12 protein-coding genes are annotated in these 21244 nt (G+C 60.1%); 5 read left to right on the top strand and 7 right to left on the bottom strand.

From position 1 onward, the window contains the following. The 3 genes from X733_RS147920 to X733_RS147930 are packed head-to-tail and all read right to left on the bottom strand — an operon-like array spanning position 1 to position 2216. Positions 1-942, bottom strand: coding sequence for a sugar ABC transporter substrate-binding protein (locus X733_RS147920; RefSeq protein ID WP_196813740.1), 942 nt, complete (start codon positions 940-942; stop codon positions 1-3). Then, on the bottom strand, positions 939-1844 hold the full coding sequence (locus X733_RS1000000170250) for a hypothetical protein (RefSeq protein WP_196813739.1): 906 nt from the start codon (positions 1842-1844) through the stop codon (positions 939-941). Before X733_RS1000000170250 ends, X733_RS147920 begins: the two co-directional genes overlap by 4 nt. 39 nt (positions 1845-1883) lie before the next feature. Then, positions 1884-2216 (bottom strand): hypothetical protein, encoded by a 333-nt coding sequence (locus X733_RS147930; protein ID WP_023730323.1) that lies wholly within the window; start codon positions 2214-2216, stop codon positions 1884-1886. A 364-nt stretch (positions 2217-2580) separates the two neighbouring features. Here X733_RS147930 and X733_RS147935 point away from each other — a divergent pair, with 364 nt between their 5' ends. Then, positions 2581-4203 (top strand): ABC-F family ATP-binding cassette domain-containing protein, encoded by a 1623-nt coding sequence (locus X733_RS147935; RefSeq protein ID WP_023819134.1) that lies wholly within the window; start codon positions 2581-2583, stop codon positions 4201-4203. Positions 4204-4248: 45 nt separating this feature from the next. Here the strand turns inward: X733_RS147935 and X733_RS147940 are convergent, their stop codons facing one another. From X733_RS147940 to X733_RS147950, 3 genes are all read right to left on the bottom strand, one after another. Continuing rightward, positions 4249-6870: an EAL domain-containing protein gene (locus tag X733_RS147940; RefSeq protein WP_023827696.1), complete on the bottom strand. Its 2622-nt coding sequence runs from the start codon at positions 6868-6870 to the stop codon at positions 4249-4251. A 262-nt stretch (positions 6871-7132) separates the two neighbouring features. Continuing rightward, positions 7133-8026 carry a hypothetical protein gene (locus tag X733_RS147945; RefSeq protein ID WP_023693888.1) on the bottom strand — a complete coding sequence of 298 codons (894 nt, stop codon included), beginning with the start codon at positions 8024-8026 and terminating at the stop codon, positions 7133-7135. Positions 8027-8262: 236 nt separating this feature from the next. Continuing rightward, entirely contained in the window at positions 8263-9909 is a 1647-nt protein-coding gene (locus X733_RS147950; protein WP_023819133.1) for an acyl-CoA synthetase, read from the bottom strand. A 201-nt stretch (positions 9910-10110) separates the two neighbouring features. On the opposite strand from X733_RS147950, the gene X733_RS147955 reads away from it, so the two are divergent. The 4 genes from X733_RS147955 to X733_RS147970 all read left to right on the top strand — a co-directional run bounded on the left by X733_RS147955 (position 10111) and on the right by X733_RS147970 (position 16372). Next, a complete protein-coding gene (locus X733_RS147955) occupies positions 10111-11232 on the top strand; it encodes a KamA family radical SAM protein (RefSeq protein WP_023819132.1) in 1122 nt (373 codons plus the stop codon). Between the two features lie 151 nt (positions 11233-11383). After that, positions 11384-15193: a methionine synthase gene (metH, locus tag X733_RS147960; RefSeq protein WP_023819131.1), complete on the top strand. Its 3810-nt coding sequence runs from the start codon at positions 11384-11386 to the stop codon at positions 15191-15193. Positions 15194-15382: 189 nt separating this feature from the next. Then, on the top strand, positions 15383-15967 hold the full coding sequence (locus X733_RS147965) for a BA14K family protein (RefSeq protein ID WP_023819130.1): 585 nt from the start codon (positions 15383-15385) through the stop codon (positions 15965-15967). A gap of 87 nt (positions 15968-16054) precedes the next feature. Further along, on the top strand, positions 16055-16372 hold the full coding sequence (locus X733_RS147970) for a DUF2934 domain-containing protein (protein ID WP_023819129.1): 318 nt from the start codon (positions 16055-16057) through the stop codon (positions 16370-16372). 218 nt (positions 16373-16590) lie between these two features. Here X733_RS147970 and X733_RS147975 read toward each other — a convergent pair whose 3' ends face one another. Next, positions 16591-21162: a hypothetical protein gene (locus tag X733_RS147975; protein ID WP_155924225.1), complete on the bottom strand. Its 4572-nt coding sequence runs from the start codon at positions 21160-21162 to the stop codon at positions 16591-16593. Positions 21163-21244: the final 82 nt, after the last annotated feature.

The following is a 21244-nucleotide window of genomic DNA, read 5'->3' as shown; positions in this document are numbered from 1 at the left end:
TCAGTTGCACTCTGCGCAGGATTCCTTGCACTCGGTGTCCGTCTTGCAGTCGCAACTTTCGCAAAAGGCACCGGTGCTGATCTGGATGGTAGGCTGGATGGGCTGCGACGGCTCGACCCTTTCTCCCTGTTGGGCTTTGTAAAGCGTCAGCGTTCCCGTCCGGCTGAGCTCGAACGGGCTCGCCCATGCTGACACGAAGACGGTGCTGCGGCCGGCCTCGGCGGCTATCTGTTTCAGCCCGTCGATGTAGCTTGAGTCGGCCCGGAACGGCAGGATGACGAAGCGCACATCCTGTTCGGCGAGCAGCTTCTGGACTCCTGAAAACAGCGTTTGCTCGAAGGAGCCCTGGAAGGCGAGGGCCTCGGGGCAGGCGTCGGATCGCTTGGCGCCAGCCGCTTCGAGCTTTTGCGTCAGGGCGCCGTAGGCAAGCTTGAGCGGTGAGGGCGTCTGTTCGAAGCCGAGCAGGCAGAAGGCCGCGTCCTTGGCACCATCTGCTTTGATCGCATCGCTGATCTTGCTGACGAAGGTCTCGGCATCGACGCCGACGATTGAGATCGCCACTTCGGCGAGGGGGGAGGCGGCTTCGATCAGGCTGGTGCTGGCAATCACCGTCGGCACGCCCATGTCCCTCGCCTTCTTAAGCACCTCGACATAGGCCAGGTCGCCGCCGTAGACCTGCAGCACGATGCCCGAGCCGCCTTTGGAGATGAATGACTCGATTGCGGCGATGCCCTCCGGTGGCCCGGGGAGGGCGCTCACAACATTGCAGGCGATCTTCAATTCCTCGGCAACGGCCTCGCAGCCGGCGCGGAAGCGCTCCGCCAGCACCGGTGAGGACGAGGTGACCAGCACCAGATACTGGCGTTTGTCCTGCGCCAGGCCCGGCTGGCACAGGAAAAGCATCAGCACCATCCATGCGAGCAGCGTCGCCATCGGTCTCATTGTGGAGTCTCCTCGCATTTCAGCTCTTCCGGGCTGGCTGGCGATGTGTCCCGTTTCTGGCACGCTTTGAACAGCAGCGTGCGTACATTGGCGATTGAGTCGCGGCCCTCGAGAATGCGGATTTCGTGGAAGTAGCGCGTGTACTGGCGCTGGAAGTCGTCCATCTGCTGGTAGAAATAACCGCATACCTCGGCCGGGTCGCACTCGCCGCGCAGCACGCAGCGCGCGACCGAGTCGTAGTAGCGCGTCACCGTGTCCACGTCCTTCATCAACGAGATATCGGCCAGCACAAACTCAGCCGATTTCTCGAAGATGATCTTGCTCGCGGGATCGCTGCAGCGATACTTGCGCAAGATCTCCCGCTGTTCTGGTTGGCGCCAGAAGGCCGCCGTTCGTTCGATCGCCGCCGCCACCGCTTCCGGTGCCGCCGCGCCGCCTACCGCGTCGTCGAAGGCGGCGATGTACTGGCCGGCATTGCGTTTCTTCACCGTGTCGCTCGGCTCTATGCCGAACATCTCGTAGAAACTGTTGAAGCCCCAGCCATGCAGTATGTCGGGGCGGACGAAGAACGTAACGGCAAAGGCGGGGATGGCAACGATCATGAGGATCACGCCACTCCACATCAGAACGGAAGCGGCCCAGTGGATCCCTATGGCATATGTCAGGCGATCGAAAAGAAAGAGCGCGACCATGAGGACGAGCAGGATCGGAATGCCCACCAAAGCGATCCTGGCGTCGAGGAAGGCGGCGGCGAAGGCGATGACTGCGGCGATGGTGCAGGCGAGTAGCGCATAGCGCAGGGCCGGCACATCTTCGATTGCCTGCCACACCCAATTTCTGAACCTAGCCCAGAGGGTTTGACTAGCCGGTGCTACACCGCCGCCTGCAATCTCGTCGGCCATCCAGCTCCTCATGTTGACAATCGAAGGCAGTTGACGATTTCAGGGCTTTGGAGGCGACGCGCTGTCGGGCTGCCAACCGAACAGTTCGTAGAAGCTGTTGAGGCCCCAGCCATGAAGGATGTCGGTCCGCACGAAGAAGGTGAGCGCAAACAGTGCCGTCGCGAAAATCAGCAGCAGCACCGAAAACCAGACCAGTGCGGACATTGCCCAGCGCAGTCCGGGTGCGCTCTTTGCCAGGCGCGCAAACACCACGAGGATGATCATGAACACGAACAAGATCGGAATGCCAACCAGCGCGATGCGGAGGTCGAGGAAGGACGCTACGATCGCGATGACGGCGGCGATGCCGCCGACACCCAACGCATAGCGCACGGCCGGTACAGCCTTGATAGCTTCCTGCAGGAATCCGTATATGCCTCCCGCCAGACCATGCGCAGGTGCCTGATTCCCACCTTGACCCTGTTCGGACATGATGCCCCCGCAAGCATTGCGCCCAGTATAATGGCAGTGTCGCAAGGAATTGACGCAAGGTCAATCTGGGTGGGCGCAATCATCGCTGCTCCTGCTTGTGCTACGCAGCAGACAGTACTTTTCGGCTGTGAGTTGACAGGTGTCGACCTGCCCTTGTGGAACAGTTCGTTCTACGCGGACAATTTGCCCGCTTCCCTCATTGCCCTCATTCGGGTAAGCGCTCGGGCAACTCCCGCCAATTCAGCGCATTGACCCGGACTCCTCCATGATCCGTCTCGAAAATATCGGCAAGCAGAACGGCCGCCAGCTTGTCTTCATCGAGGCCTCGGCCTCGCTACAGAAGGGCGAGAAGGTCGGCCTTGTCGGGCCGAACGGCGCCGGCAAGACGACGCTGTTTCGCATGATTACCGGCCAGGAGCAGCCTGATGAGGGCCAGGTCCAGGTCGATCGCGGTGTCACCATCGGCTATTTCAGCCAGGATGTCGGCGACATGGCCGGCCACAGTGCTGTGGCCGAAGTGATGAACGGCGCCGGGCCGGTCAGCGACGTGGCGGCCGAAATGGCGGAACTCGAGGCGGCCATGGCCGATCCCGACCAGGCCGACCGGATGGATGAGATCATCGAGAAATATGGCGAGGCGCAGCACCGTTTCGAGGAACTCGACGGCTATGCGCTGGATGGCCGCGCCCGCGAAGTGCTCGACGGCCTCGGCTTTTCCCAGGAAATGATGGACGGCGATGTCGGCAAACTGTCCGGCGGCTGGAAGATGCGCGTCGCGCTGGCCCGCATCCTGTTGATGCGGCCCGACGTCATGCTGCTCGACGAACCGTCCAACCATCTCGATCTCGAAAGCCTGATCTGGCTGGAGCAGTTCCTGAAAGGTTATGAGGGCGCGCTGCTGATGACCTCGCACGACCGCGAGTTCATGAACCGCATCGTCAACAAGGTGGTCGAGATCGACGCCGGTTCGCTCACCGCCTATTCCGGCAATTACGAATTCTACCAGCAGCAGCGGGCGATCGCCGACAAGCAGCAGCAGGCGCAGTTCGAGCGCCAGCAGGCCATGCTGGCCAAGGAGATCGCTTTCATCGAGCGCTTCAAGGCGCGGGCGTCACACGCCGCCCAGGTGCAGAGCCGGGTGAAGAAGCTCGACAAGATCGATCGTGTCGAGCCGCCCAAGCGCCGTCAGATCGTGAATTTCGATTTTCAGCCGGCGCCGCGCTGCGGCGAGGATGTCGTGACGCTGAAGAACGTCCACAAGGGCTATGGCAGCCGCTCGATCTATGAGGGGCTGGACTTCCAGGTCCGCCGCCGCGAGCGCTGGTGCATCATGGGCGTCAACGGCGCCGGCAAGTCGACACTGCTGAAGCTGGTGGCCGGCGCGTCTGACCCGGATGCCGGCACAGTTGCTCGGGGGCCGAGTGTGAAAATGGGCTATTTCGCCCAGCACGCCATGGAGGTGTTGGAGGGCGAACGCACCGTGTTCCAGACGCTGGAGGACGCGTTTCCGCAAGCCGGCCAGGCGCCGCTCAGGGCACTCGCCGGCTGCTTCGGCTTTTCCGGCGACGAGATCGAGAAGAAATGCCGGGTTCTGTCAGGCGGCGAAAAGGCGCGCCTGGTGATGGCGCTGATGCTGTTCGATCCGCCCAATCTTCTGGTGCTCGACGAGCCGACCAACCACCTCGACATCGCGACCAAGGAGATGCTGATCACGGCGCTGTCGCAATACGAAGGCACCATGCTGTTCGTCTCGCACGACCGCCATTTCCTGGCCGCACTCTCCAACCGCGTGCTGGAACTGACGCCAGAAGGCATCCACACCTATGGCGGCGGCTATACCGAATATGTGGAGAGGACCGGGCACGAGGCGCCGGGGCTGCGGACCTGACGCAGGTCCTGCGTCCGCATTTGCGTCCAGCAAAGCCAGGATTTGTCAGCTCGCCGCCAGCCATTTGCGCGACTGCGCGAAGGCCTTGAAGGCTTTGGCATCCATCGGGTAGCCGAACAGGAAGCCTTGCAGGATGTCGCAGCCAAGCTCTTTCAGGATGCGCGCGTGCTCCATCGTCTCGACGCCCTCGGCGATCACTTCGATCCCGAGCGACTTGCCGATGTCGATGATGGACGACACAAGCTGCCGCTGTGCGGTTGAGCTGGTGATGGGGGTGACCAGCTGGCGGTCGATCTTGAGGCGACGGGGCCGCAACTTCAACAGCGAGACGATCGAGGCATGCCCGGTGCCGAAATCGTCGATCTCGACGTCGATGCCGAGCCCCTTGATGTGTTCGATGTTCCAGCTGACCAGCTCGTCGTTTTCGTCGAGGAAAATCGACTCCACCAGTTCGAACGACACGGTCCCTTCCTTGATCGGAAGCTTGCGCAAACCCTTGATCAGGTCCCTGTCTTCCAGGCGCCGTGCGGAAACGTTGACCGAGACGCGCGGGATGTTGAGGTGGCTGCGCGACCAACGCTCAAAATTATCGAGCGCCTGCTCCAGGACGGTGCGGTCGATAAGCGCCACGACATTAAGTTCTTCAGCCACCTTGATGTAGGCGTCGGGGGTCAGCATGCCGCGTTGCGGATGATCCCAACGCGACAGCGCCTCGACGCCGACGATCTCCAGCGTCTTGGCGTCGAACTGCGGCTGATAGTAGACGATGAATTCGTTCCGCTCGAGCCCGCCCAGAATCTCGTCGGCGGTCTGCTTGGTCCGCACGATCTCGCTCTGCAGCTCTTCGTTGAAAAACTCGTAGCGGTTGCGGCCGCGGCCTTTCGCCCGGTACAGCGCCAGATCGGCATTGACAAGCAACTGCCTTGCATCGACGCCGCTATTGGCCGCAATGCCGATGCTGACGCCGAACCGGCACTGGTGACCCAGATAGTCGACCGGCTGGCGCATCGCATCGATAATGTGGTCGGCCAGCGCGGCGAGTTCCTTGTCGTCGCGTCCATGGCTCAGCACGACAAACTCGTCGCCGCCGATGCGCGCAACGAAATCGGCACTGCCGACGCTGGCCTTGATGACTTTCGAAGCATGCACCAGCAATGCATCGCCCGCTGCATGGCCGAGCGTGTCGTTGATCTGCTTGAACCGGTCAAGGTCGAGATGCAGCAACGCCGCACGGCCGTCGGCTTCGCGGTTTTCGGCAAGCATCTCGTCCAGATACCGACGGTTGGGCAGACCGGTCAGCGAATCATGCATCGCGACATGCTCGATGCGGGCTTTGGCCAGGTTCAGTTCGGCATTTTTCGATTCTGAAAGGCGACGTTCACGCACGAGATTCTCGTTGAGCAGCACGTCGCCTGTCACATCCCATTCGGCGCCGATCATTTTTGGCGTGCCGTCGATGTCCCGGAAGAAACTGGCGCGGGTGCGCACATGGCGAATGGTGCCGTCCGGCCGCAGGAGCCGATACTGCGAAGAGTAGGGGCCTTGTGTTGCAACAGCCGAATCGAAATCTGCTTTAGCCCGTTCGAAGTCTTGGGGATGGATCGCCAGCGCCCAGTCGTCATAGCTACGGGTCTTGCCGCCGCCGGGTTTGCCATAGATTTCGTTGATGCGGTCGTCCCATACGAGTTCGTTGCTGACGGTATCGTGCTCCCACACGCCTATAGCAGAGGCTTCCAACGCCAGCTCCAGCCGCCGGGACAGGCGCCTCAACTCGGCGTCACTTTTCTGCCGCTCACCGAAAAGACGTCCTGCCACGAGGATCGGCAGCACCACCAGCGCGCCGGCAAGCGCCATGAGCAGACGCAACAGCCACTCATTTTTCGGAGCGGTCGGCCAGCCGCCCTTCGGTATGGCTGAAATTTGCCAGGAGCCTGAAGGCAATTGCACCTCTGCCATCACCGGATTGCCGGACACGACATTATCGCCGCCGAAGAACAGTTCCCCGCCGCCGCCGAGCGCATCCTTGCCGATAAGCGCCACATCGATATCCAGATCAGGGTCGGTCAGTCCGCTGGCAGCGTAGAGCCGATCGACATCGATCACGGCCGAGACGATACCCCAGAAACGGTCGCCGCCACCCGCCGTCGGCACGAAGACCGGGATACGGCCGATGAAGCCACGTCCGCCTTGCGCCAGTTTGACCGGCCCGGCGAGCACCAGCGCGCGCTGGTCACGGGCGCGAAGCGCGGCCATGCGTTGCGTATCGCTCTTGCGGTAGTCCAGCCCGATGGCTTTTTCATTGCCTTCCAGCGGATACATCAGCGCGATGACGAGGTCGGGGGCGCCGGCAATATCGCGCAACTGCGATTTTTGCTCGAACAGATTACGGGCGAGTGCCGCAAATCTTTGCTGGCCCATATAGGGCTCGGTAACGATTGTCGAAACGAGACCCTGAACCAGCTGGAGATTGCCGCCTATGTTGCCTTCGAGCTTGGCGCGTATGATGTTGACCTTGGCCAGGACGTCGGCGCGCGCCAGCTGATCGGAGACCTCTCTGTTCCTCTGGTCGGCAACCAGGGCGCAGACGAGAAGCACGACAAAGGCAATCGCCGCCGGCAAGTTGGCGGAAGAAAAAACGGCCCGTTTCAACCGGCCGGAATTGAGCATTGCACCTGCCAACTCGATCCGAAGACCTTTCCAGGACAGTAGTCCTTCGGTCGACCATAGTAGCTAAAGCTTAAGTTTGAGCTTCGAGACGAATCCGAGAACAAACGGTAAGCTTTTGGCTGCCAGGGTCCAGCCGAAATCTGAATGAGTGTCCGAAAGTAGGACGCCAGGTTGCAGCGTTCTGCAACCCAGCGGCGAAGTCATATTCGCCTCAGATTGCAACAAGCCGCCTGATCTTGCCGCGCGGGCCCTTGCGGGAGGCTTACTTCCCAGCCATTTGATCGGCCAGCGCCTGCGCCTGGGCGAGCAGCGCCGGGAAAGCCGGGTCAGCCGGCAGGCGCTGCGCCATGCAGGCCCGGTAGTCGCTGTCGCCCTTGTCCCAGGCGGCGTTGGAGGACTCGAACGCTTTTTCGTCCTTCAGGTCCGATGCCTGGTAGGCCTCCTGGAATTTCTGCGCGGCGGCGTCCGCAGCAGCCCACACGGCGTCGCAGGCGGCGATCTTCGGAACGGCAGGGGCTGCCGGCGCTGCGATAATTCTCACGCTGTTGCCTTTGACGAGCGTAACGATGACTTCCTGCTCATAGATCGGCCCGACGTCCTGCGTCCAGCCGCCGAGCCGTGCGAAGGCGATGTCGGCGCCTTCGGGTTTCTTCAATGGAAAGTCGAGCGTTCCCTCGAAGGCGGCGTCGCTGTTGATCGCCTGGGTATAGAAGGCATCCAGCTTAAGCGCCTCATCGATGCCGGCGGGCAGTTTGAAACTTTCGTCGGTCTCGGCGGTTCTGGACTGGAGCCAGCGCTCCAGCAGCCCTCGCGTCGTTGCCACCAGGCTGGGGCCGTCGTCGCCCTTGGTGTATCGCAGCCCATCGAGCATGCCATAGCCGATATCGGAGTCGCTGAGGCTTTCGATATTGATTGTGCCGGTTGGCGGAAAGTCCTTGACCGCCAGCGGCCCGATAATGCCGGCAAGACGCTGCTGGAGGTCGGCCAGCGCCTTCTCGTTCTCAGCGTCGATGGTCTCGATTGCCGCGTTCGCACTGTTCAGCGCCGCGATATCAGCAATCGCCTTGTCACGCGCGGCCACATAGTCGTCCTCCGGCGAGGCCGCGAAAGCCACGCTGCTCACCAGCGCAAACAGAAACGTCCAGACCCACCGCATGATATAAACCCTGCTCTACGTTCGATTCCAAGGATACATGACAACATTGGGCTGAAAAAAGACGGCGTTGGAGCTGCCCCCTTGAGGAAGGAGATGGCCGGCAGGCCAGAGGCGTCGTTGCGCTTGAAGCGCTGACTCCTTTTGCAGCGCGAGACGACGTTAGCGCTTCACGCGCAACGACCCCCTCTGTCGCCTTCGGCGACATCTCCCCCTCGAGGGGGGAGATTGGCGCCTAATCACGCCTTGCGCTTCTCCACCTCCGCCTTCCTCAGCAGGAAGCGCTGGATCTTGCCGCTTGGGGTCTTCGGCAGTTCCGTGATGAACTCGACCTCGCGCGGGTAGGCGTGCGCCGACAGCCGTTTCTTGACGTGCTGGGCCAGCTCTTCGGCGAGCTCCGAATTGCCCTTGTAAGCCGGCGCCAGGACGACGAAGGCCTTGACGATCTCGGTGCGCTGCGGATCGGGCACGCCGACGACAGCCGCCTCGTTGACCGCCGGATGCTCGATCAGCGCGCTTTCGACGTCGAACGGGCCGATGCGATAGCCGGCCGAAGTGATGACATCGTCGGCGCGGCCGATGAAGGAGACCGAACCGTCCGGCTCGTACTCCACCGTGTCGCCGGTGCGGTAGTAGCCGCCCGTGATCGCTGGCGTCTCGGCTTGGTGATAGCCGTCGAACCAGCGCAGCGGCGACTTCGCGATGTCGACGGCGAGGATGCCGGGCTGGTTGGGGCCGAGCTCGTTGCCGGCCTCGTCCAATACCACCATGCGATATCCGGGCATTGCGAAGCCGGCCGAGCCCACGCGCACGACGTGCGAGAGCCCATGATGGTTGTTGACCATCATGCCGTTCTCGGTCTGGCCGTAATGGTCGTGAATGGGCGCGGCGAGATTTGCGTCGAACCAGCGGATGACTTCCGGGTTGAGCGGCTCGCCGGCGCTGCTCACCACGCGCAGTCTGCCTTTGACACGGGCCGCAGCTTCCGCGCCTTCCGCCATCAGCAGGCGATAGGCGCTCGGCGAGCCGGCAAGGCTGGTGACGCCGAGCCGCTCGATGATGTCGTAAGTGCTCTTGGCGTTGAAGGCGCCTTCATAGAAGGTCGTGGCGATGCCGAGCTGCAACGGGCCGGTGATGGCGTAATAGAGGCCGTAGGCCCAGCCGGGGTCCGCGATGTTCCAGAAGATGTCGTCGGGCAGCAAGCCGATCGCGTCGCGCATATAGGCGCCGAAGGCGAGCAGGGCGCGAAGCGGCACCGGCACGCCCTTGGGCAGGCCGGTCGTTCCCGACGTCGACATCATCATGAACAAGTCGTCGCCCTTGCGCATCACCGGCTGGCACTCGGGCGAGGCGGCGGCAAGCGCGGCGCGGAAATCGATGTCGCCTGCAGGTAGCTCACCGCCATTGCCAAGGATGGTGGCGATTTGCGCTGATGTCTCGACCTCGTCGAGCTTGCCGCGATTGGCCGGGTTGGTCACCACGATCCTGGCGCCGCTATAGCCGAGGCGGTGCTCGATGGCTTTCGGACCGAAGGCGGTGAACAGCGGCTGGTAGACCGCGCCGATGCGCCACGTCCCGAGGATCAGCGCCACCAGTTCGGGGACGCGCGGCAGCATGCCGGCGACGACATCGCCGGCACCGACGCCGGCGGCCTTGAGCACATTGGCGGCGCGCCCGGACATGTCGGCGAGATCGTCGAAGCTGAATTCGCGAAGCTCGCCGCCGGCCGAGATCGCGCGCAGCGCCAGCCGGTTTTGTCCGGTGTAGCGGCCGCAGCATTCGACATAGGCATTGATGCCGGTTCCAGGGTTGCCATACAGCCGGGCGATCTCATCTTCGATGCGAAAGCGCTGAACGGCATCCTCATAACGCGGCATTTTGCTCATGGCGATCCTCCCTAGGCGGCGCCCATCTCCCCTTGGAGCGCCTTATCGGTGAGATTGCCTGAAATTGCTGCGCTGGTCGATTACGGCGATAGTCGGGGGATGCGAAGGATCGCAGCGCAGCGACAATCCGCGCCGAGCCACTGCTGTTGACCGAACCGTCCATCCGGCCGATAGCACCGCCAGAATTGCCCCGAGGCCCCAATGATCCCAGACTCAACTTTCCATGACTCGGCCACAGCCGACGAAGGACGCGATGCCGACACCGCCTGGCAAAACGACATCCGCGCGGGCGTGCGCCACGTCCGCGATCTCGCCTCGCTGCCGCTGTCACCCGCCGAGCACGCGGCGGCGCAGGAGGCGGCTACGCGCCACAAGGTGCGTGCCCCAAAAACCTATCTCGACCTGATCGACTGGAACGATCCCGCCGACCCGATCCGCGCCCAAATCATTCCATCGCCGGATGAGCTGACGGAAACGGAAGGCGAGCTCGACGATCCGATCGCCGACCATGCCTTCAGTCCGGTGCCGCGACTGACGCACCGCCACGCCGACCGCGTGCTGTTGTTTGCGACCTACCAATGCGCGGTCTATTGCCGCTTCTGCTTCCGCAAGGAATCCCTGACCTCGATCGGCCGCGGCTATACGCGAGAAGCGCTCGAAGAGGCTTTTGCATATATCGAGGGCCATACCGAAATCCGCGAAGTGATCCTGACCGGCGGCGATCCGCTGTCGCTGCCGGACAAGGCGCTGGCCGAAATCCGCGCCCGCATCGAGGCGATCGCGCATGTCAGGCTGCTGCGCATCCACACGCGCGTGCCTGTCGTACTGCCCGCGCGCATCACGCCGGGGCTGGTTGGCGCGTTGCAGGGCCGGCTGATGGTCACAATCGTCACCCATTTCAACCATGCGCGGGAGATCACGCCGGCCACCGAATTGGCCTGCCGCGTCATGCGCCAGGCAGGCTTCGTGCTGCTCAACCAGAGTGTCCTGCTCAAGGGCGTCAACGACACGGTCGAGGTGCTGGAGGAACTCTGCCGCGAACTGATGTACCGGCTCGGCGTCAAACCCTATTACCTGCACCATGGCGACCTCGCGCGCGGCATGGCGCACAGGCGCACCACGATTGCGCAGGGACAGGCGCTGGCCGGCGCGCTGCGCGCCCGCCTGTCGGGCATCTGCAATCCGGTCTATGTGCTGGACCTGCCGGAAGGCGGCGGCAAGGTGCCGCTCGGGCCATGCCATGTCGAGGGGCGGGAAGAGCAGGACTGGCGCATCCGCGGCCAGGATGGCGAGGTGAGGGTATATCGGGACGTGGTGGTGTAGGCACGGCGCAGCGGCGACAATGACCGCCGCCGTCACATTGTCGATCGGGATGACCGATCGCACCAAACTCTCGCCACTACGCGTTCGCCTGCATTCCGTATGTTGACATAAAGATATCCTTATGTGATGGTTGTCGCCTCAAGGATAAAAAATGTCGCAGAATTCTGCATCGCTGGACGTTTTGTTCGGCCCCGTCGCGGCCAAGCCCGACGGTTCGGAAGTGCTTGCGGCGCTCACCGCGGCGGCACGCGAGCGCATCCTCATCCTCGACGGCGCCATGGGCACGCAGATCCAGGGTCTCGGTTTCGACGAGGAGCATTTTCGCGGCGAGGCATTCGCCGGCTGCGCCTGCCACCAGCAAGGCAACAACGACCTCTTGATCCTGACGCAGCCGAAGGCAATCGAGGAGATCCATTATCAATACGCCATCGCTGGCGCCGATATCCTCGAGACCAACACCTTCTCCTCGACCTCGATCGCCCAGGCCGATTACGGCATGGAGGATGCCGTCTACGCGCTGAACCGGGACGGCGCGCGACTGGTGCGTCGGGCAGCGGCGAGGGCACAGCAGGAAGACGGCAAACGCCGTTTCGTCGCCGGCGCGGTCGGGCCGACCAACCGCACCGCCTCGATGTCGCCCGACGTCAACAATCCCGGCTATCGCGCCGTGACCTTCGATGAATTGCGCCTGGCCTATGGCGAGCAGCTGCGCGGCCTGATCGACGGCGGCGCCGACATCATTCTCATTGAAACCATCTTCGACACGCTGAACGCCAAGGCGGCGATCTTCGCCTGCAACGAGATTTTTCTCGAAAAGGGCGTGCGCCTGCCGGTGATGATTTCGGGCACCATCACCGATCTCTCCGGCCGCACGCTGTCGGGCCAGACGCCGACCGCCTTCTGGCATTCGGTGCGCCATGCCAACCCCTTCACCCTCGGCCTCAACTGCGCGCTCGGCGCCAATGCGATGCGCGCGCATCTGGCCGAAATTTCAGGCGCCGCCGACACCTTCGTCTGCGCCTATCCGAATGCCGGCCTGCCCAATGAATTCGGCCGCTATGACGAGAGCCCGGACTTCATGGCCGCGCAGATCGAGGATTTTGCGCGGGAAGGGCTCGTCAACGTCGTCGGCGGCTGCTGTGGCTCGACGCCGGACCACATCCGCGCCATCGCCGAGGCTGTCAAGAAATATCCGCCACGCGCCATCCCCGAGATCGAGCGCAAGATGCGCCTGTCCGGGCTGGAGCCGTTCACGCTGACTGATGAGATTCCCTTCGTCAATGTCGGCGAACGCACCAACGTCACCGGCTCGGCCAGGTTCCGAAAGCTGATCACGGCGGGCGACTATGTTCCGGCGCTCGACGTGGCGCGCGACCAGGTCGCCAATGGCGCACAGATCATCGACATCAACATGGATGAAGGCCTGATCGATTCGAAAAAGGCGATGGTCGAGTTCCTCAATTTGATCGCCGCCGAACCCGACATCGCCCGTGTTCCGGTGATGGTGGACTCCTCGAAATGGGAGATCATCGAGGCCGGGCTGAAATGCGTGCAGGGCAAGCCACTGGTCAACTCCATCTCGATGAAGGAAGGCGAGGAAGCCTTTCTGCATCATGCGAAGCTGGTGCGCGCCTACGGCGCGGCGGTGGTCGTCATGGCCTTCGACGAGGCCGGCCAGGCCGACACCAAGGCGCGCAAAGTCGAGATCTGCACCCGCGCCTACAAGCTGCTCACCGAACAGGCGGGTTTCCCGCCCGAAGACATCGTCTTCGACCCCAATGTCTTCGCGGTCGCCACCGGCATAGAGGAGCACGACAATTACGGCGTCGACTTCATCGAGGCCGCCGGCGAGATCACCGCCACGCTGCCGCATGTGCATATCTCGGGCGGCGTCTCGAACCTGTCCTTCTCCTTCCGCGGCAACGAGCCGGTGCGCGAGGCGATGCACGCGGTGTTCCTCTACCATGCCATCCAGCGCGGCATGGATATGGGCATCGTCAATGCCGGCCAGCTTGCCGTCTACGACACGATCGAACCGGGACTGCGCGAGGCTTGCGAGGATGTCGTGCTCAACCGGGTGCCCAGGGCCGGCGGCACCGCCACCGAACGCATGCTGGAGATCGCCGAGCGCTTCAAGGGCACCGCCGGCAAGGAAGCCAGGGAGCGCGATCTCGCCTGGCGCGACTGGAGGGTCGAGCGGCGGATTTCGCATGCGCTGGTCAACGGCATCACCGAATTCATCGACGCCGACACCGAAGAGGCGCGGCTTGCGGCCGAGCGGCCTCTGCATGTCATCGAAGGCCCGCTGATGGCCGGCATGAATGTCGTCGGCGATCTGTTCGGCGCTGGAAAGATGTTTCTGCCGCAAGTGGTGAAGTCGGCGCGCGTGATGAAGCAGGCGGTGGCCGGATTGCTGCCGCACATGGAGGCGGAAAAACTGGCGAATGCCGCCAATGGGATCGACAATGGCGAGCGCCAGACGGCCGGCAAAATCCTGATGGCGACGGTGAAGGGCGATGTCCACGACATCGGCAAAAACATCGTCGGCGTCGTTCTGGCCTGCAACAATTACGAGATCATCGATCTCGGCGTCATGGTGCCGGCGGCGAAGATCCTGCAGAGGGCTCGCGAGCAAAATGTCGACATCATCGGCCTGTCCGGCCTGATCACCCCGTCGCTGGACGAGATGGTGCACATGGCCGCCGAGATGGAGCGCGAAGGCTTCGACATTCCGCTTTTGATCGGCGGCGCGACAACCAGCCGCGTGCACACGGCGGTGAAGATCCATCCCCGCTACTCCAGGGGACAGACGGTCTATGTCAATGACGCCAGCCGGGCGGTCGGCGTCGTCTCGTCCTTGCTGTCGAAGGAGACCAAGGGCGGCTACGTCGACACAGTGCGGGCCGAGTACAAAAAGGTCGCTGACGCGCATGCCCGCTCCGAGGCCGACAAGCAGCGGCTGCCGCTGGCCAAGGCCAGGGCCAATGCGCACAGGGTGGACTGGTCCGCCTATGAACCGCCGAAGCCGTCCTTCACCGGCGTGAAAGTGTTCGAGAACTGGGACCTGACTGAGCTCTCGCGCTACATCGACTGGACGCCGTTCTTCCAGACCTGGGAGCTGAAGGGGCGTTACCCCAAGATCCTCGACGACGAGAGGCAGGGACCGGCGGCGCGCCAGCTGTTCGAGGATGCGCAGGCGATGCTGAAAAAGATCATCGCGGAAAAATGGTTCGCGCCGCGCGCCGTCATCGGCTTCTGGCCGGCGAACGCCGTCGGCGACGACATCAGGCTGTTCACGGATGAGGCACGCTCGCAGGAACTGGCAACCTTCTTCACGCTGCGCCAGCAACTGACCAGGCGCGACGGCAAGGCCAATGTCGCGCTGTCGGATTTCGTCGCGCCGGCCGACAGCGGCAAGTCGGACTATATCGGCGGCTTCATCGTCACCGCGGGGATCGAGGAGGTGGCGATCGCCGAGCGCTTCGAGCGCGCCAATGACGATTATTCCTCGATCATGGTCAAGGCGCTGGCCGACCGTTTCGCCGAAGCTTTCGCCGAGCGCATGCACGAGAAGGTGCGCAAGGAATTCTGGGGTTATGCATCAGACGAGACGCTGGCGCCCGACGAACTGGTCGGCGAGCCTTATCGCGGCATCCGCCCGGCGCCCGGCTATCCCGCGCAGCCCGATCATACCGAGAAGGCGACCTTGTTCCGGCTGCTCGACGGCGAGCGCAATGCCGGCGTCAGCCTGACCGAGAGCTATGCGATGTGGCCGGGCTCCTCGGTCTCCGGCATCTATCTCGCCCATCCCGAAAGCTATTATTTCGGCGTCGCCAAAGTCGAGCGCGACCAGGTCGAGGACTATGCCCGCCGCAAAGCCATGCCGCTGGCCGATGTCGAGCGCTGGCTCGGCCCGATCCTCAACTATGTCCCTCAGCACTATGCCGAGGCGGCGGAATAGCGGCTGCGACGTGGCCCAATGGCTGCTCGACCGCTCCCTTAATTTCCGCTGTCGAAAAAAATCGCGCCGCACCCGGTTCTCGGCGAGCTGCCGGTTTGCCGGTCGGTCAGACTTAGGTCCCTCGCGCCTGCTTTTCTGGAACAAGCCTTGATGTCCCGCATTTATTGGCAGGGACACAAGGAGTGTCGAGTGAAAGCGATTTTGGGACTGGTCGGCGGCTTCGTGCTGACCCTTGCGGTGTTCGGCAGCGGGCTGGTCTTCGCAGCCTGGCTGCTTGCCGCCAAGCCCGCGCGCGAAGCAAGGCCCACCGTCAGCGTGGCGGAACTGTGGACCCGAAAAGCGCGGCCGGTGGACAAGACGGCGCAGGACTTCGAACGTTTGCCGCCCGAGCAGTCCGCGCCTGTCGACATCGCCGCCAAGAAGGCGAACCCGGCCAACCAGCAGCCCGATCCCACCGTCACCGGCGCCATCGCGCCGGCCGAACTGCCGCCGCCGCATCTCGCCTGGTGCGCCAGCCGCTACCGCTCCTACGATCCCGACGACAACAGCTACATGTCCTATAGCGGACAGCAGCGCACCTGCTTTTCGCCCTATCTCGCCGCCGACCGCGCCGCGCCGCGAGAGGCAAGCTATGTCGAGGGCGCGGGCGCCTACGCGGCCGCCGGCGGCGATGCGGACCATGTCGCCTCCTGCTTCAGCCGCTATCGTTCGTACCGTCCGGAAGACAACAGCTACCAGCCATATTCCGGCGGGCCGAGACGGCAATGTGAGTAGCCAGCGCGAAGGGCGCCGCGAACGATTGCGACCGCGCGATTTCTGGGATCGTCCGGATCGTCCTCAAAGCCCAGGGGAGGAACCACCATGGAAGACGACAGGCACCAGAAGATACAGAAGCGCGCTTACCAGATCTGGGAGCGCGAAGGCGTTGGCGACCCCGAGCATCACTGGCACCGGGCCGAGGCCGAAATCGACCGCGAAGCCGCCCTGCCACTGACCGCTGACGACGCCTTGCCGCGCGAGATCGCCAGCACCGACATCCTGGCGGTCGAGGAACTGGCCGTGCGCACCGGCATATCGGGCGATGAGGCGCAGGAGCTGATCGACAGGCTGGGCACGGACCGCGCCGCGGTGGAGCAGGCGGCGCGGGGGATTGCGAACAAAAGGCGGGTGAAATCCTGATCAGGTAGGGAGCGATGATCCGCAAACTCAAAGTGGAAGATACTGCCTCTATTCGCGCAAGGAAGACGATAAAATTGGCAAGCACCGCAATTTTTTGCCACGCTTGCGTAACGGTAGAAGCAGAACTAAGCAGGGCACAGTATTTTAAGTGGATCGACGAGAGGTGAGGGCGGCTAACAAAAGATAGCTCATTTGCGCGCGGGTGAGGCAAAAAAGATCTAAGTTCGAAATGGGATCAATTTTCCTCGCCACTCGCCATCTTCTTTGAAATAGAAGCCAATAAAGTCGTTACGCGCAAACTGATCATCTCTCGCTCCGAGATGATTGGTTCCTAAGCCACCATCTTTTTCGACCCAAACCCTCCAAACGACCTTCAAATCGTGGCTGTTCGCAAACTTCTCGATGAGATCGCTTCGAATAACCGCAATACCAGCTAAAAATTCTGGAGCATCAGAGAATGCAGGAGATCCGTCCTCCGTTACAAAGAAATTCGACCACCCATCCTTGGGTCGGAGCTTCAGTTCCCCAAGCAATGCGGGATGAGGCGTCGAGAAATCTGTCTCTCCTGAAACACCACTCCTATCGAATTCGCTATATTTGGGTGAAAAGCCCTCGGCTATTCGCCCAAATTTGAAATTCGCTACTTCATACGGCAAAGAAAACGTCGGAGTCGAAGCTTGGTGTCTGAAACTCCGCTGGCCGAAGAGAGAGGGTGCAGACCAACCGCCATCGAACACGTCATGGCTATTCTTATTTAAGATTTTGGTTGTCAATTTCACCAATTTGCCCAAGTCTGCCTGATGGACGAGAATGAGTTCTATCCCATACTGGGCGCTTCTGAATGGATCACCCGACTCAAAGCCTTTCATGTAATCGGGGCTTCTGCGAAAGCTACGATGTAAACACCATTGTTGCCCGCCCTCATCGAATTGCATGAGAAATTGCGACGGGTGCGGAATATCGTCCAAATTTTTTGTCCAAGCCTTATTACTTTCGGGGCTGCCAGGAACAAAAGCCATGTCCGGTACACGCATTACTTTCGGCATGTAGGTCTCAGCGGGCTTGCTAAATGAGCCGCTCAAATACGTGGCATCGATATCTGCACGTTCGAAATTCTCAAGCAGAATTAGAGCGCTCGGTTTCTTCTCCCAGTCGACATACCAATGGTGGTCAGCAAGATAGCCAACTAGCTCGGCAAACGCGATGTGCTGGTACTTTTTCCCAATTCTCTCCACCTGATGGTCATGCCTACCATGAGAGTACCTCAAGCGCTTCGTTTCGATCTCCTCGTGTAGAGATTGCTGCCAACCAAGTTCTAGCGTTCGACTGAAAACCCAACATTGACCCTTCAAGAGCGGAAACATCGGTATTCCATTCTCTCTGAATCTGGATAGCGGCTCAAGGCGTTGGTATTCTTCCTCTAGTTCCTCGGGTAATAATTTTAAAAGTGAACCCTCGGTCTCCGCGTAAAGCTCTTCAAGAAACTTTCCATTATTTTCTTGGTTGGTATCTTCAGATTCCATAAAATCTGAGAACCTGTTCACTTCCTGCTGATCAGATAATCGGGCGAGTTCGGCATGGGTTTTTTTAGCGCTTGGGCCGAGGACCGCAACCTTGCTCCAGAAGAGTCGTATCTCCTCCTTGCGAGTCAGCGGGGGGTGTTCTCCCCGAGCAACCGCCGAGAAACTGTTGTCAATTCCGCCCATGGTATAACGACCGAAGTCTCCGGCCATCATAGGTGCTTTCCCATCAAAGGGTGTTCTGATGTAGCCGACAACTGAGCTGAAGATCGACCTAGCGCTTTCATGGTATGGTGCAATCTTCTCCAGAGACGGCCAGTCAGTTATAGCCTCTGACGAATATGGCGGAGCGGACCTCGATACCAGTTCGTCAGCAACGCCGACTTTATTAAATGCTGCATGGTCGACGATGATTTGCGCATAGCGTCGTATCCAAGCGTGGCGCTCCACTGGGCGCTTACCGAAAACCATGCGGTCGGCTGCGAGCGCGGCGGCTTTCAGAAACCCTATGTCTTCGCAATAGAGGACACCAGCCGAAGCGGCGGCCAAGATGCGCTCTCGGACGTAGGGATCGTCCCAGTCGGAGAACTCTTCTATCAGTATGGAAATCTCTTCGGGGAACTTAACGAGCAAGCTTGCCAAAGCCTTGGTCGCACAATCTCGTAATTCTCTATCTATGGTCGAGGTCATCAAAGCGAGTGCTGTCGCCACCTGATGAATCTTTTCCGCTTCAATTTCGGATTTTGGAGCAACCCAGGCCCAGTCGATCAGTTGCTGTACTGCTGGCCAATCGTCGTCAGAGGTCTCGGTTTTCCCGACCAGATAGACTGACCATTTAGCATCTCGTTCCCCAAGCGGTAATGACGCTAATTGCTTCTTCAAGTAAGATGCATTGAGGGGGCAGTCTGACAATGGTGCCATCTCGAGAAGTAGGTCAAACCACTCAGAATCATCTATCGATGGTCCCCTTTTTCCTTTTCTCTGCCTCTGCCGTTCGAGCAGGCCTACTGTTTCCTCTGATATGTCTCTACCCTGTCTCCATGACAGCGATGACACGAATTCTTCTATCGAGATGCGAACATTTTCAAGAAAATTTTCTTCTATTAAGGGCAGTTCTCGCCCAAACCGGGCAGGAGTAAGAGCAAGAAGTGCGATGCGCGGCCCGGCAAACTCATAGAATCGTTCCTCCGAAAAAAGATGCTCGAATTTTCCACTGGCCTTCAGTTCTGTTGCCAAGCCTTCCAAGGTCTTGCAATCTCTAATTATCGCGTCAGCAACGAAGTAATCACCGAACTTTTGAAATCCAAAAGATACACGCTTTCCGTTCTCTGAATCGGCCGAGGGGAAGTCCAAAAAAAGGCCCTCGTCTATCAGACGTGGTAACAGCCGCTCACTCTCTTTTGCCGGAGAGGCGAGATTAACAACATCTTCGCAAATCTTGTACGCTAATTCATATGCGACGTACTCACTTCTGGTTGCAGCCATCTCCGACGAAATATTCATCATTATCCGATGAATCTTCCCATCATTTAGGGAAATACGATCGAACCCCTTCGTGATCAGATTTTGCTCAACCGCGCCAAGCCAAAACGATATCAGTGTTGCAATGGAGTCCATGCCTCGTGGAAACGAGACTAGGCCCTTGGCTTTCATGAAATCCACAGCAGTCGAAAGGAACAGCGGATTGTAGAGGATTTCGTTCAAACCGAATATCGGAGCGGAGGGCCGCTCGATGCCGTTTCGGTCAAGATATTCTTTTGCCGCCTCTCCTAAATGACCTCTAAATCCGTGATGTGAAATCTGGGAAATGTTCAACCCGGGACGTATGCAGAGTTCTCGATAGGAGGAGCGGATGGAGACACAAAGCGCAATGCGGTTGAATTTCTTGATTTGCGCAATGAGGCTCGGCAAGCCGGCTTCCCATCCCCTTGCAAACAAGCTTTCATTTATGCCGTCGATTACAATGAAAGCCGGACTGCCATTTGCGAGTGCGGCGCTATGGAGCGCTGCTAGGAAGGTCTCGAATCTGAGATCGCCGATATCTAGGTACCGCAACAAATCCTGTTCCGGTCTGTCGCCATGATCTAGGACCCTGGCCGGAACAAATAGCGCAGGCGCCCCATTTCCTAGGTGCGTTTCCACTTCATTGGCGAGAAGGTGAGATTTTCCGATCCCTGCTTCTCCGTCCACCAGCAAAGTGGGTTGCTGCAGCAATTTGATTTCCGGTGGCGAAAACTCAGAGGCTGCCTCTCCGATCTTGGTAACGAGATCACTTAGTCTTCCACGCACCCCGTCAGCGTATACGAAGTTGTACTTCGTCTTGCCGGTCTCCGGATCGAGTTTCTCATGTTGTTCGTATTGGGCGTTTGTCAGGGCTCGCAGCGATGGGTCTTGATTGTCGATCTCAGCAATTTTGCGCAAATTCTCCGACAGCTGACTAGCGTATAAATCCCTGCCATCGCTTCCCGCCAAGGAGCGGCTAACTTCGTCAAGAAGTTTTGATAATTTCGCGCTATACTCCTTCAAAGCGTCGGTCACGCCATCCGAATTTGCGAGCGATTGAAGGACGGCTATCGCACCAGCCACGCCTTGCGAAACGCGCAGTAAACGACCTTCAAAGTTACCATCTCGGCGCAATACGCGGATCGTATTGCCTATTCTGACTTCGACATGATCGTCGGGGCGATAGCGCTTTCCGATATAAGCAAATGACCTAGCCAGCTGGTGTTGGAACCAATCAATGTCCAGAACATTCTGATCAAACCAATAAAGCCGCATTCCTGAATATATTGCGTCATTGCGTTGCAACTTACTGACAAAATAGCTTTCATCCCAAAGGATAACTGAAACTGATCTGTTTAGCGCGGAAGTTTCGTGGCCGCACCATTCCTTGAAGCGGTTCCAATTCTTTGTCTGTGTGTCATCGTCCCCTTCGGCATGCCCTGAGAAATTCCTGGGAACTGCGACATAGTAACGTTCCAATTTGGGAAAATTCGCTAGTGCGGCGCTAAACGATTTCTTGAGCTGTGCAATCTCAGAGGCCGCAAATGAATCAGGGAAGTATTTAGTTTGCCAGCCCCAAATACGACCGTCGGTAAACTTGACCAGTATCTCAACCCCTCCGTCAGCTCCAGGCCCGCGACTTTCGATTGACGCATAATTTTCCGGAGGATCTGCGAGCACCAATTGGCGGGTAAGCTCCTCAAACCCATCGTTTTGAGAACTCCGATGTTTGCGGATATTGCGGAAATTAATATCTGGGATATTCAAGTCAGCTGATTCCAGTTTGGGCGACCGAACGAATAAGTTAATTTCTTTTCCTAGCTATCAGGATTCTTCCGGGCTTAGCTAC

It is taken from the genome of Mesorhizobium sp. L2C066B000, from assembly GCF_000502335.1.
Taxonomy (GTDB): domain Bacteria; phylum Pseudomonadota; class Alphaproteobacteria; order Rhizobiales; family Rhizobiaceae; genus Mesorhizobium.
The sequence above is the reverse complement of the archived record's forward strand: the minus strand, read 5'-3'. Positions and strand labels throughout refer to the sequence as shown.

What these genes read in the sequence shown, in the direction of transcription:
- X733_RS147920 (WP_196813740.1), bottom strand. Translation starts at nt 942, where the DNA reads ATGAGACCGATGGCGACGCTGCTCGCATGGATGGTGCTGATGCTTTTC.
- X733_RS147945 (WP_023693888.1), bottom strand. Translation starts at nt 8,026, where the DNA reads ATGCGGTGGGTCTGGACGTTTCTGTTTGCGCTGGTGAGCAGCGTGGCT.
- X733_RS1000000170250 (WP_196813739.1), bottom strand. Translation starts at nt 1,844, where the DNA reads ATGGCCGACGAGATTGCAGGCGGCGGTGTAGCACCGGCTAGTCAAACC.
- X733_RS147940 (WP_023827696.1), bottom strand. Translation starts at nt 6,870, where the DNA reads ATGCTCAATTCCGGCCGGTTGAAACGGGCCGTTTTTTCTTCCGCCAAC.
- X733_RS147950 (WP_023819133.1), bottom strand. Translation starts at nt 9,909, where the DNA reads ATGAGCAAAATGCCGCGTTATGAGGATGCCGTTCAGCGCTTTCGCATC.
- metH (WP_023819131.1), top strand. Translation starts at nt 11,384, where the DNA reads ATGTCGCAGAATTCTGCATCGCTGGACGTTTTGTTCGGCCCCGTCGCG.
- X733_RS147970 (WP_023819129.1), top strand. Translation starts at nt 16,055, where the DNA reads ATGGAAGACGACAGGCACCAGAAGATACAGAAGCGCGCTTACCAGATC.
- X733_RS147955 (WP_023819132.1), top strand. Translation starts at nt 10,111, where the DNA reads ATGATCCCAGACTCAACTTTCCATGACTCGGCCACAGCCGACGAAGGA.
- X733_RS147935 (WP_023819134.1), top strand. Translation starts at nt 2,581, where the DNA reads ATGATCCGTCTCGAAAATATCGGCAAGCAGAACGGCCGCCAGCTTGTC.